This is a genomic window from Brachybacterium sp. AOP29-B2-41, assembly GCF_052378395.1.
Classification (GTDB): domain Bacteria; phylum Actinomycetota; class Actinomycetes; order Actinomycetales; family Dermabacteraceae; genus Brachybacterium.
This window is the reverse complement of the sequence record NZ_JBQSXR010000010.1, coordinates 73,726-86,388: the sequence shown is the minus strand read 5'-3', so window position 1 is coordinate 86,388 and position 12,663 is coordinate 73,726. Positions and strand designations below refer to the sequence as shown.

The window sequence follows — 12,663 nt, the reverse complement described above, 5'->3', positions numbered from 1 at the left end:
ATCCGAGGGGGAGGGCGCTCCGTGACCCTGCATGAACGATTGCGACAGCCGCCGGAAGCTCAGCCGACGTCGAGGCCCAGCAGGTCCTCCTCCGTCTCGCGACGGATGAGGGTGCGGATCTCACCATCACGGACCGCGACCACCGGCGGTCGCGGGACATGGTTGTAGTTCGAGGCCAGTGAATAGCAGTAGGCACCGGTGACGGGGACCGAGATCAGGTCGCCGCGGCGGACGTCGCCGGGCAGGTACTCGTCCTTGACCACGATGTCGCCGCTCTCGCAGTGCTTGCCGACCACGCGGACCACCTCGGGGGTGACGTCGGAGACCCGACCGGTGAGCAGGCACGAGTAGTCGGCGTCGTAGAGGGCGGTGCGCACGTTGTCGCTCATACCACCGTCGACCGAGACGTAGAGGCGGTGATGAGGGCCGCCGAGGCGCACGTCCTTGATGGTGCCCACGGAGTAGAGCGTCTGTGTGGAGGGGCCGGCGATCGCGCGGCCGGGTTCGAAGGACACGTGGGGCACGTCGAGCTCGAGCTCGAGGCACTGCTTCTCGACGATCCGGGCGATGCCGTTCGCGAGCGCTTCCGGCGTGGCCGGCGTGTGCTGGGTGTTGTACATGACGCCGAAGCCGCCGCCGAGGTCGAGGTTCTTGATGGTGTGACCGAGCTCGTCCCGGACCTCGGCGACCAGCCCGAGCACGCGGCGTGCGGCGACCTCGAAGCCGCCGGTGTCGAAGATCTGGGAACCGATGTGGGAGTGCAGGCCGATCAGGTCCAGCTGGGGTGCCTCGAGCACGCGACGCACCGATTCCAGGGCGGCGCCTCCGGAGAGGGAGAGACCGAACTTCTGGTCCTCGTGCGCGGTGGCGATGAACTCGTGGGTGTGCGCCTCCACACCGGTGGTCACCCGCAGCATGACGGCAGTGCGCACGCCGAGCTGCTCGGCGAGCGCGTTGACGAGCTCGATCTCTTCGAGCGAGTCGATGACGATACGGCCTACCCCTGCCTCGAGGGCGCGGCGGATCTCGCCCTCGGACTTGTTGTTGCCGTGCAGCGCGATACGGGCAGCGGGGAATCCAGCACGCAGCGCCACGGCGAGCTCGCCGCCGGTGCAGACATCGAGGCCCAGCCCGTCCTCCTGGACCCAGCGGGCCACCGCCCCGCACAGGAAGGCCTTGCCCGCGTAGTAGACATCGGCCCCGGCATGCGCGTGGAACGCCTCGGCGAAGGCATCGCGGAAGGCCCGGGCCCGGTGGCGGAAGTCCTCCTCGTCGAGCACGAACGCAGGGGTGCCCACCTCTTCGGCGATGCGGTGGACGTCGACCCCGCCCACCTCGACCGCGCCCTGTGCATTCCTGGAGGTGTTGCGCGACCACAGCCCATCGATCAGGGTGTTGACATCGGTCGGATAGGGCAGCCAGGTGGGGGCGGCATCGTTGCCATGAAGGGCTCCGGCTTCGTGGGCGCGCATATCTGCTCCTGGTCTCGCACTCTCCCGCCCCGGCGGACGTGCCGAAGGGTCGCGCCATCGGCGCCCTGCCGAGGGTAGGCGCGCCACCGCGCACGGCGCAGGCGCGTCCGGTCCGCGAACGCCCCTCCGGGCTGTGCCCGTCCAGCCGGCTCAGAGCTGTGCCCATCCAGCCGGCCGGGATCCTCCACGCCGGTCAGAACCCCAGCTCACCGGCAGGCTCAGGGCCTTCCGGCGCGACGGGGTGAGTGAGCGCACTTGATAGTGTCGAGATATCGGCGCGGGAGCCCTGTCCGTCGCTCTCGGGCGACGACAGCCCCCTCGCCTCCTCACCCGACTCGACGCGAAGGAGACCCGATGCCCTCAGCATCCTCGACTCAGGGCGGGCACCACCAGCTGGTGGTGGTCGCCAACCGGCTGCCGGTGGATTCACGCACGCTTCCCGATGGTGCCACCGAGTGGGTGACCAGCCCCGGCGGCCTGGTCACGGCCATGGAGTCGGTGATGCGCAACGTCGACTCGGGGGCCTGGGTGGGATGGGGCGGCTCCCCGGGAGACGCTCCGGACCCGTTCGACGCGGATGGGATGAGCCTGTACCCCGTACGGCTGGACCAGCAGGACATCGAGCGGTACTACGAGGGGTTCTCCAATGGCACCCTCTGGCCGCTCTATCACGACGTCATCGTCGAGCCGGAGTTCCATCGCGGCTGGTGGGACACCTATCTCTCGGCGAACCGGCGCTTCGCGCAGACCGCGGCCCAGGTGGCGGCCGAGGGCGGGATGATCTGGGTGCACGACTACCAGCTCCAGCTCGTGCCGCAGATGATCCGGGCCTCGCGCAGCGACGTGCGGATCGGATTCTTCAACCACATCCCCTTCCCCGCCGTGGAGCTGTTCTCCCAGCTGCCCAAGCGGAACTCGGTGCTGCGCGGGCTGCTGGGCGCCGACCTGCTGGGCTTCCAGCGCGAGAGCGATTCGCTGAACTTCGTGGCGGCGGTGCGCAAGCTCCTGGGCTACCACGTCGAGGGGAAGACGATCTTCGTGCCCGGCCTCGGCGCCGCTCCTGTGCGCGAGGTACAGGTGCAGACCTTCCCGATCTCGATCGACTCCGCCGCCGTCTCCGCCCTCACCGAGGACCCGGAGATCCGGGAGCGTGCCGCGCAGCTGCGCCGAGACCTCGGCGAGCCCGAGAAGATCGTGCTGGGAGTGGACCGCCTCGACTACACCAAGGGCATCCGCCACCGCCTCAAGGCCTACGGCGAGCTGCTCGATGACGGGTCTATCGATCCGCACGAGACGGTCATGATCCAGGTCGCCACTCCGTCCCGGGAACGGGTGGAGGCTTACCGCCAGCTGCGCGACGAGATCGAGCTGATCGTGGGCAGGATCAACGGCGAGCATGCCCCCATCGGCCGCCCCGCCGTCTCCTATCAGCACCACTCCTTCGATCGCCGCGACATGACCGCGCTGTTCATGGCTGCGGACGTGGTGCTGGTGACGGCGTTGCGCGACGGCATGAACCTGGTGGCCAAGGAGTACGTCGCCTCCCGGCCCGACCTCCAGGGGGTGCTGGTGCTCAGCGAGTTCGCCGGCGCCGCCGACGAGCTGCGTGCCGCGGTGCTGGTGAACCCGCATGACATCGACGAGCTGAAGGCGGCGACGCTGCGGGCGCTGGCGATGCCGCCCGAGGAGCAGGAGGAGGCGATGCGCTCCCTGCGCCATCAGGTGATGGAGCAGGATGTGCAGGCCTGGGCGCACAGCTTCCTGCAGCAGCTCGAAGAGTCCCGGACCCCGGAGCAGAAGACCACCCCGGTGGTGCACCTGAGAGGGGACAAGACCAGCGCGGACGCAGAGATCGAGACGGCGCTGAAGGACTTCACCGAGGTGCCGCGGCTGCTGATCGCCTCGGACTTCGATGGGGTGCTCGCACCGATCGTCGCCGATCGCGATGCGGTCCAGCCCGACTTCCCTTCGCTCACCGCGCTGCGCGAGCTCTCGGAGCTGCCCGGCGTCGCGGTCGCCCTGGTCTCGGGGCGGGCGCTGGCCGACCTGGACGCGCTCACCAACATGCCCAGCTCGGTGGTGCTGGTGGGATCCCACGGTGCGGAGGTGGGGGCGCTGCCGCCGTGGATGCAGGCTGAGGTGGTCGACAAGACGGCGCTGGCGATGACTCCGGAGAAGGAGGACCTGCTCGCATCGATCACGGCAACCCTGCGCAGGATCGCCCGTGCCCATCCGGGCACGGAGGTCGAGACCAAGCCGACGGCTGCGGTGCTGCACACCCGCAATGCCAAGGGCCGCGGCGCGATCAACGCCACGGAGTCCGCGCTCGAATACGCGACGACCCTGCCGGATGTCACCGTGACGCCGGGCAAGGAGGTGGTGGAGTTCGCCGTCGTCCACACCTCGAAGGGGGTGGCCATCGATGCCCTGGCCCGGGCGAGCGCCGCCGACGCGTGGCTCTACCTGGGTGACGACGTCACCGACGAATCCGTCTTCGCCCAGCTCGGCGCCCATGATGTGGGGCTCAAGGTGGGCGGCGGAGACACCGCGGCCACGTTGCGGATCTCGGACACCGAGGCGGTGCGGGGCGTGCTGCAGCGGCTGCTCGCGCTGCGGGGCGAGCAGAGCTGATCCTCAGCGGAACAGAGAAGAGCCGGGACGCCGTCTGCTGACGACGTCCCGGCTCTTCATTCTGGTGCCCGCGACAGGATTCGAACCTACGACCTTCTGCTCCGGAGGCAGACGCTCTATCCACTGAGCTACGCGGGCCGACCACGGAAGTCTAGCAACACCTCTCGCCCGGGGTCGTCCTCGGACACTCCGCAGACGGTCGGTGTGAGCGGGACCTCACCGCAGCAGCGGCAGCTGGGCCCCGTGCAGAACGGCGGAGGGATCCGCGGCGATGCGCAGCCCGCTCGGAGCGGCGCCGGAGCGTACCAGGAGGTCGCCGACAGCGGCGATCATCGCCCCGTTGTCGGTGCACAGCGCCGGCGGTGGGATCCGCAGCTCGATGCCCGCCGCGTCGCACTTCTCCTGCGCCACGGCGCGCAGCCGAGCATTCGCGGCGACGCCGCCGACGATGATCAGGGTGTCCAGATTCCGTTCCTTCACGGCCCGGAGCGCCTTCTTGACCAGCACGTCGACCACGGCCTGTTCGAAGGAGGCTGCGATGTCTGCGACCGGCACCGGCTCTCCCGCCCGTTCGAGGGTCTCGACGGTCCGAGCCACCGCAGTCTTCAGCCCGGAGAAGGAGAAGGTGAACGGCGCGTCCTTCGGCCGCAGCATCGCGCGGGGGAAGGAGAACGCGGTGGGGTCCCCCTCGACCGCGGCACGGGAGATCGCCGGGCCACCGGGATAGCCGAGTCCCAGCAGACGCGAGACCTTGTCGAAGGCCTCGCCGGCAGCGTCGTCGAGGGTGTCGCCGAGGTGCTCGATGGGATCGCGCACCAGATCCCCGACGGCGAGGATCGAGGTGTGACCACCGGAGACGATCAGCACGATGCTGCGCTCGGGCAGCGGGCCGTGCTCGAGGGTGTCGGCGGCGGCGTGTCCGGCCAGGTGGTGGACGCCGTACAGGGGCTTGCCGAGCGACCATGCGATCGACTTCGCGGCGGCGAGGCCCACATGAACTGCAGTGGCGAGGCCCGGACCGGAGGTCACAGCGACGTGGGTGATGTCCGACAGCTGGATGCCGGCGTCCTCGACGGCGATTCGCAGGGTGGGGACCACCGCCTCGACGTGGGCACGGGCGGCGATCTCGGGGACCACTCCCCCGAAGTCGGCATGCTGTGCGGCGCTCGAGGCGAGACCCTGCCCCAGGAGGACTCCGTCGGAGACGAGGCCGAACCCGGTCTCGTCGCACGAGGACTCGATCCCGAGGACGATCGGGGACCCGGAGGTCGTCACCGCAGGATCGACATCGGGTTGGAGTAGTTGCCCGCCTCGTCCATCTTCGCGAAGTGCAGGTGGCAGCCGGTGGAGCGGCCGGTCGAGCCGACGTAGCCGATGGTGTCGCCTGCGCCTACGGTCGCACCCACCGAGGTGTTGAACCCCTGCAGGTGGTAGTAGCCGGTGACGACCCCGTTGCCGTGGTCGATCTTGACCCGGTTGCCGGAGGCGTGGTGGTACTCGACCGCGACGACGGTGCCGGACTTGGCCGCGTGCACCGGGGTACCGCAGGAGGCACCGAAGTCGACGCCGTCATGGCCCTTGTAATAGCCGAGAACGGGGTGGACGCGGCCGCCGTAGCCGGAGGTGATCGTGCCGTTGACGGGACGGACGTAGCCGGAGCCGCCGATGGGAGCCGCCGCGCCGGAGCCGTCGACCTCGACCGCCTCGGGTTCGGGTTCGGGCTCAGGGAGGGAGACCTCGATGCCGGTGCCCTGCTCTGCAGGCTCCTCGGCGGCGGCCTCGTCGGACGCGGGAGCGGTGCGCTCCTCGGAGCGGCTGGCGCCGTCCTCCTCGGTGCGGGTCTCGACCGCAGCATCGACGGTCGCGGCGGCCTCGGCGGCGGGCAGCGCCACCGGGGCGATGGCGGCAGCGGGCTGCGCGGCGACGGCAGCGGGCTGAGCCTGCGCCACGGTCTCGCCCTGCGGGGCGGCCTCATCGATCCCGGCCGCGGCGGCAGCCAGCGGAGCGGCGATGGTGGCGGTGGCCAGGACTCCCAGGACACCCGCCTTCAAGGCACCCGAAGAGAGTGCAGAATCGCGATGGGTCCCTCCGACTGCGCGGTGCTTGCGCACTGCTGCGCGTCCGTCGGCGCGATGATTCGCCACGTGTTGACCTCTTCCATTGCGACTGCGTAGTTCCCGTTCAAGCCTCTGTCCGAACGCGACGCCGGACAGGGGAAGTACGCGTCGCCGAACAACCTCGACCAAACTACGTGCCGCTCGGGGCGCCCGACGAGCAGGTCAACCGGGTCATTGCCAAGTTTTTGCCGAGATGCCATAAAGGTTGCCCGATCTTGACGCGAGGGCGCCCAGCCAGGGGTTCGCATCACGTCCGGAGGCTCGGGAGTGCCCCGTGCGTCACATTCCGGCGCGGCACCCGTCGCTGCGGTTCCTGCCGCTGCGATACCCGCCGTCACGCGCCGGGTGCCGGGCCGGTCGCAGGTCCCCACCTGCCCGGCCGTTACCCGGAGGGATCCAGGCAGCGCCGTCTAGAGTGTCCCCATGCCGACCCCGGACAAGACAGCAGCCACCGGAAACGCCCCCGTGCGCGTGGTGGTGATCGAGGACGAGCCCACGATCACCCGTGCGATCGCCGACCGGCTCACCGCCGAAGGGTGGGAGGTCTCCACCGCCCTGGACGGTCCGTCCGGAGTGCGGACGGTGGCCGAGGTGCGACCCGATGTGGTGGTGCTGGATGTGATGCTCCCGGGCTTCGACGGGCTCGAGGTGTGCCGCCGGATCCAGGCCGACGAGCCGGTCCCGGTGCTCATGCTCACCGCGCGCGACGACGAGACCGACATGCTGGTGGGCCTCGGCGTGGGCGCGGATGACTACATGACCAAGCCCTTCTCGATGCGCGAGCTCGTCGCCCGCCTCAAGGCGCTGCTGCGACGGGTGAGGCGCGCCGGTGCACCGGCCCCCACCGAGGCGGAGAAGCAGGAGGCTCTTGAGTTCGGGGACCTGGTCATCGACCGGGCCGGCCGCAGGGTGATGCGCGCTGGGGCCCCCGCCCATCTGACGCCCACCGAGTTCGATCTGCTGCTGTGCCTGGCTGGAGCGCCCGGCACCGTCCTGACTCGCGAGCAGCTGCTGGCGGATGTCTGGGACTGGGTGGACGCGACCGGAACCCGCACCGTGGACTCCCACGTCAAGGCGCTGCGCCGCAAGCTCGGCGCCGACCTGGTGCGCACGGTCCACGGAGTCGGCTACGCCCTGGAGATCCCCGAGGACCCGGAGGCGGGCGCGGAGGCTCCGGGCACGAGTGCAGGGACCACACCGGACCTCTCCTCGATGGCGACCCCCAACCTTCCCACCGACGGCTCGTGAGCTCCCCCCGGGGCGGGGTGCCCGGCTCTTCTCGGCGCCGCGTCCCCGAGCGGCTCGACGTGCGCCCCCTGGATCGTTTCCGCTCCTTCAAGGTCAAGCTCGGCATCCTGGTCGCGGCGAGCGTGAGCGTCGCAGCGCTGCTCACGCAGGTGAGCATCCGTGCCGGCATCGAACCGCTGCTCGCGCTGCCCCTGGTGGTGATCGCCGCGCTGGTCTTCACCCAGCTGCTGGCCCGCGGCATGACCTCGCCGCTGCGCGAGATGACCGGCGCCGCCCAGGCCATGGCCCGCGGCGACTACAGCCGAGAGGTGCGCACCAGCAGCCGCGACGAGGTGGGTCAGCTGGCCGCAGCGTTCTCCACGATGGCCTCTGAGCTCGAGCAGACCGACCGGATGCGCCGGGACCTGGTCGCCAACGTCTCCCATGAGCTGCGCACCCCGGTCGCCGGGCTGCGCGCGCAGCTGGAGAATCTCGTGGACGGGGTCACCGAGCCCGACCCCGCCGCTCTCGAGGTGGCGCTGAACGAGACCGAGCGGCTCTCCCAGCTGGTGGGCCACCTGCTGGATCTCTCCCGTCTGGATGCCGGGGTGGTCGAGCTGGATCTCGAGGCCGTCGAGCTCACTCCGTTCCTCCACGAGGTGGTGGACGCCGCGTCCCTGGCCTCGGGCGGCCGCGACGTGAGGTGGATCGTCGAGGTCGATCCTCCCGACCTGTCGGTCGCGGCGGATGCGGCCCGCTTGCATCAGGTCATCCACAACCTGCTCGAGAACGCCGCCCGGCACTCCCCCGTCGGCGGTCGGATACATATCTCCGCGGTGCGCACGGGAACGGACCGAGGGGTGCGGATCGACGTGCACGATGAGGGCCCGGGCATCGCGCGCGAGGACCGCTCCCGCGTGTTCGAACGATTCCAGCGAGGGGGCTACGCCGACTCCTCGGGAGGCACCGGCCTGGGCCTGGCGATCGCCCGATGGGCGGTGGGCCTGCATGGCGGCACGATCGAGGTGCTCGACGACCCCCGCAGCCGGGACGACCAGGACGGCCGCTCCTCGCTGATCCGAGTTGTGCTCCCGGGGGACGCGCCCCTGGTCTGACAGGGTGATCCTGGCCTGACAGGGTGATGTCAGGCACCTCACCCCCTCTGTTCCTGCCGAGGAGGCGGCGTCCGCGCACGTCGGGCACCGTCTGCCGTTAGGCTGAGCCCATCCGTATCTCTCGACCGTGAGAAGGCTGGCGATCTCAGAGTGTCACAGCAGACACAGGACTCCGATTCTGCGGAGTTCGGCCCGAATCAGTGGCTCGTGGACGCGCTCCGCGAGCAGTGGCGTGAGGATCCCTCGAGCGTCGACCCGAGCTGGGCGGAGTACTTCTCCACCCACACGGTGAACGCCGAGCCCTCGGCCCCTCCCGAGTCCTCCTCGAGTACCGACTCCCCCTCGAGCTCCTCCGAGACGTCGACGACGACGCCTCCGAAGAGCTCCGAGAGCTCGCCCGTCGCCCAGGAGCAGGACGCTTCTGCCGCGAAGGCATCCGCCGCTAAGGCCGATCCCCCGCCGGCGCAGCCCGCCGAGGCGGCGTCTGCAGCGGCCTCCCCTGCCCAGTCCTCCCCGTCCTCCCCGTCCTCCTCGTCGGCCGCAGCTCCAGCGTCCGCCTCCCAGCCCGCGAAGGAATCCCCTGCCGTGAACGACCATCCCGCGAAGTCAGCCTCCAAGGCACCGGCGGTCTCCACCACCTCGGACCGTCCCGCGAAGGTCCCCACCACCACGTCGCAGATCCCTGCCGTCGAGCTGCGCGAGCCCGAGGTCGTCAAGCTGCGCGGCCCTGCCGCGGCGATCGTGCGCAACATGGCCGAGTCCCTCGAGGTGCCCACGGCCACCTCGGTGCGTGACGTGCCGGTGAAGCTGCTGTTCGACAACCGCATCGTCATCAACAACCATCTCAAGCGCCACCGCGCCGGCAAGGTCTCCTTCACCCACCTCATCGGCTGGGCGATGATCGAGGCGATCACCGAGATCAACGACATGAACAACGGCTTCGATGTCGACGAGAAGGGCAAGCCGCTCCTCCTCAAGCGGGAAGACATCAACTTCGGCCTCGCCATCGACATGCCACGGCCCGACGGCTCGCGCGGCCTGGTGGTGCCGAGCATCAAGGCAGCCCAGCGCTTCGACTTCCGCGGCTTCTGGAAGGCCTATGAGGAGGTCGTCAAGAAGGCCCGCGCCGGCAAGCTCACCATGGACGATTTCGCGCACACCACGGTGTCGCTCACCAACCCGGGAGGCATCGGCACCGTCCATTCGATCCCGCGGCTCATGCAGGGCCAGGGCGTGATCGTGGGCGTCGGGGCGATGGACTACCCCGCCCAGTTCCAGGGCGCGAACCCCGCCACCCTCGCGGAGCTCGCGATCTCGAAGGTCATGACGCTGACCTCGACCTACGACCACCGCATCATCCAGGGCGCCGCCTCGGGCGAGTTCCTCAAGCGGATGGGCGACAAGCTGCTGGGCAAGGACGGCTTCTACGACCGTGTCTTCGTCTCGCTGCGGCTTCCGTACCAGCCGGTGCGCTGGGTGCCGGACAACCCCTTCAAGCACACCACCTCGGAGCGCCTGGCCCGGGTGATGGACATGATCCATGCCTACCGCGTGCGCGGGCACCTGATGGCGGACACCGATCCCCTCCAGTACAAGGTGCGCACCCACCCGGATCTCGATGTCGAGACCTATGGCCTGACCCTGTGGGACCTGGACCGCACCTTCCCCACCCGTGGGCTGGGCGGCAAGGACGAGATGTCGCTGCGGGACATCCTCGGGGTACTGCGCAATGCGTACTGCCGCACCATCGGTGTGGAGTACATGCACATCTCCGACCCGGAGGAGCGTGACTGGATCCAGCAGCAGATGGAGACTCCGCGCAAGCCCTTCGACAAGACCGAGCTGACCCACATCATGGATCGGCTCAATGCGGCGGAGGCCTTCGAGACCTTCCTGCAGACCAAGTTCGTGGGCCAGAAGCGCTTCTCGCTGGAGGGCGGCGAAGCCGTCATCCCGATGCTGGATGCCGTCCTGCATGGCGCCGCGCACAACGGTCTCGAAGAGGTCTGCATCGGCATGTCCCACCGAGGCCGCCTCAACGTGCTCTCGAACCTCGCCGGGAAGAGCTACGGTCAGATCTTCCAGGAGTTCGAGGGCAACTACGGCAAGAAGCTCGGCTCCGGCGACGTCAAGTACCACCTGGGCACCGAGGGTACCTACACCTCGCATGACGGCGAGTCCACCAAGGTGTACCTCGCAGCGAACCCCTCTCACCTGGAGGCCGTGAACCCGGTCCTCGAGGGCATCGTCCGCGCCAAGCAGGACCGTCTCGAGCGGCCCGAGGAGTTCCCGGTGCTCCCGGTCCTCGTGCACGGTGATGCGTCGTTCGCTGGCCAGGGAGTGGTCACCGAGACCCTCAACCTCTCGGAGCTGCGCGGTTACCGCACGGGCGGCACCATCCACGTGATCATCAACAACCAGATCGGTTTCACCACGCTGCCGGACTCCTCGCGCTCCTCGTACTACTCCACGGATGTCGCCAAGTCCACGCAGCTGCCGATCTTCCACGTCAACGGCGACGATCCGGAGGCCTGCGTGCGGGTCGCCGAGATCGCCTTCGAGTTCCGTCAGAAGTTCCAGCGCGATGTCGTCATCGACATGGTCTGCTACCGCCGCCGCGGGCACAACGAGGGGGACGATCCCTCGATGACCCAGCCCGAGATGTACAAGCTGATCTCGGAGAAGCCCTCCACGCGCAAGCTGTACATGGAGGCGCTGATCGAGCGCGGAGACCTCACCGAAGAGGAGACCGAAGGGCTGGTTCGCAACTTCCAGGATCACCTGGATGAGGCGTTCGCCTCCACGCGCGGGGGCGCTGCGAGCTCTTCGGACACGGACACGGTCAATGGCCTGGAGCTGCCGGACGCTCAGCAGGACGCTGCGGAGCCCGAGGAGGTGCGCACCGCCCTCGATCCCGCCGTGCTCGAGCAGATCGGCAAGGCGCACACCGACATCCCGGGTTCGTTCACCGTCCACCCCAAGCTGATGACGGTGCTCCAGCGCCGCACGCAGATGTCCACCTCCGGCAAGATCGACTGGGCCTTCGGCGAGCTGATCGCCTTCGGCTCGCTGCTGCTCCAGGGGCATCGGGTGCGACTGGCGGGCCAGGACTCCCGACGCGGCACCTTCGTGCAGCGCCACAGCGTGCTCATCGACCATGAGAACGGTGACACCTGGACCCCGCTGTCCTACCTCTCTGACGACCAGGCTCGCTTCAATGTCTACGACTCCTCGCTCTCGGAGTTCGCGGCACTGGGCTTCGAGTACGGCTACTCGGTCGAGAGCCCGAACTCCCTGGTGCTGTGGGAAGCGCAGTTCGGCGACTTCGTCAACGGCGCGCAGACCATCATCGACGAGTTCATCTCCGCCTCCGAGCAGAAGTGGGGCCAGAACTCGAGCGTGGTGATGCTGCTCCCGCACGGCTACGAGGGCCAGGGACCGGACCACTCCTCCGCCCGCATCGAGCGCTTCCTGCAGCTGTGCGCGGAGGAGAACATGCGGGTGGCGGCCCCGTCGACCCCTGCGAGCTACTTCCACCTGCTGCGCAAGCAGGCGCTCGCAGAGCCCAAGAAGCCGCTGGTGGTCTTCACCCCGAAGTCGATGCTGCGCAACAAGGCAGCGGTGAGCGGCGTGGAGGACTTCACGACCGGGACCTTCGAGCCTGTCCTGCCGGACACCACCGTGGACCCGGCCGGGGTGCGTCGCGTGCTGATCGCCTCCGGCAAGGTCTACTGGGACCTGGCCGCCCGCCGCGAAAAGATGGGCACTACCGACACTGCGATCGTCCGCGTCGAGCAGCTCTACCCGCTGCCCAGCGAGCAGCTGAAGAAGGCGCTGGACGGCTACCCCGACGCCCACCTGGTGTGGGTCCAGGAGGAGCCGCAGAACCAGGGCGCCTGGAGCTTCATGGCGATGAACTTCGCGGTCGAGGTCGGTCGCACGCTGCGGGTCGTCGCCCGAGCGGCCTCCGCCTCCCCCGCCACCGGCTCGAACGCGACCCACAAGGTCGAGCAGGAGGATCTGCTCGATCGGGCCTTCGACGCCTGATTCCTCGCGGGTCACGGGTTCGCCCGTGGCCCGCGACGCGGTTAGTGTTGACGC

At 69.2% G+C, this 12,663-nt stretch carries 7 protein-coding genes and 1 tRNA gene; 4 read left to right on the top strand and 4 right to left on the bottom strand.

Annotated elements, in window-relative coordinates; genetic code table 11:
• Positions 1–59: 59 nt before the first annotated feature.
• The gene (gene lysA / locus ACT3T9_RS11180; RefSeq protein WP_441446079.1) at positions 60–1,472 is read right to left on the bottom strand and encodes a diaminopimelate decarboxylase; all 1,413 of its coding nucleotides are present in this window, start codon (positions 1,470–1,472) and stop codon (positions 60–62) included.
• A gap of 354 nt (positions 1,473–1,826) precedes the next feature.
• On the opposite strand from lysA, the gene ACT3T9_RS11175 reads away from it, so the two are divergent.
• The gene (locus ACT3T9_RS11175; protein ID WP_441446080.1) at positions 1,827–4,103 is read left to right on the top strand and encodes a bifunctional alpha,alpha-trehalose-phosphate synthase (UDP-forming)/trehalose-phosphatase; all 2,277 of its coding nucleotides are present in this window, start codon (positions 1,827–1,829) and stop codon (positions 4,101–4,103) included.
• Positions 4,104–4,165: 62 nt separating this feature from the next.
• On the opposite strand, the gene ACT3T9_RS11170 is transcribed toward ACT3T9_RS11175, so the two are convergent.
• From ACT3T9_RS11170 to ACT3T9_RS11160, 3 genes are all read right to left on the bottom strand, one after another.
• Positions 4,166–4,241: transfer RNA gene (locus tag ACT3T9_RS11170), tRNA-Arg, on the bottom strand.
• 78 nt (positions 4,242–4,319) lie between these two features.
• Entirely contained in the window at positions 4,320–5,378 is a 1,059-nt protein-coding gene (gene tsaD, locus ACT3T9_RS11165) for a tRNA (adenosine(37)-N6)-threonylcarbamoyltransferase complex transferase subunit TsaD (protein WP_441446081.1), read from the bottom strand.
• The gene (locus ACT3T9_RS11160) at positions 5,375–6,154 is read right to left on the bottom strand and encodes a M23 family metallopeptidase (RefSeq protein ID WP_442332458.1); all 780 of its coding nucleotides are present in this window, start codon (positions 6,152–6,154) and stop codon (positions 5,375–5,377) included. The genes tsaD and ACT3T9_RS11160 overlap by 4 nt, the downstream gene beginning before the upstream one ends.
• A gap of 489 nt (positions 6,155–6,643) precedes the next feature.
• Here ACT3T9_RS11160 and ACT3T9_RS11155 point away from each other — a divergent pair, with 489 nt between their 5' ends.
• From ACT3T9_RS11155 to ACT3T9_RS11145, 3 genes are all read left to right on the top strand, one after another.
• Positions 6,644–7,468 carry a response regulator transcription factor gene (locus ACT3T9_RS11155; protein WP_441446083.1) on the top strand — a complete coding sequence of 275 codons (825 nt, stop codon included), beginning with the start codon at positions 6,644–6,646 and terminating at the stop codon, positions 7,466–7,468.
• Positions 7,465–8,562 (top strand): ATP-binding protein, encoded by a 1,098-nt coding sequence (locus tag ACT3T9_RS11150; RefSeq protein ID WP_441446084.1) that lies wholly within the window; start codon positions 7,465–7,467, stop codon positions 8,560–8,562. The genes ACT3T9_RS11155 and ACT3T9_RS11150 overlap by 4 nt, the downstream gene beginning before the upstream one ends.
• A gap of 150 nt (positions 8,563–8,712) precedes the next feature.
• Complete coding sequence (locus ACT3T9_RS11145) at positions 8,713–12,609, top strand: multifunctional oxoglutarate decarboxylase/oxoglutarate dehydrogenase thiamine pyrophosphate-binding subunit/dihydrolipoyllysine-residue succinyltransferase subunit (RefSeq protein ID WP_444502100.1); 3,897 nt, start codon at positions 8,713–8,715, stop codon at positions 12,607–12,609.
• Positions 12,610–12,663 lie beyond the last annotated feature (54 nt).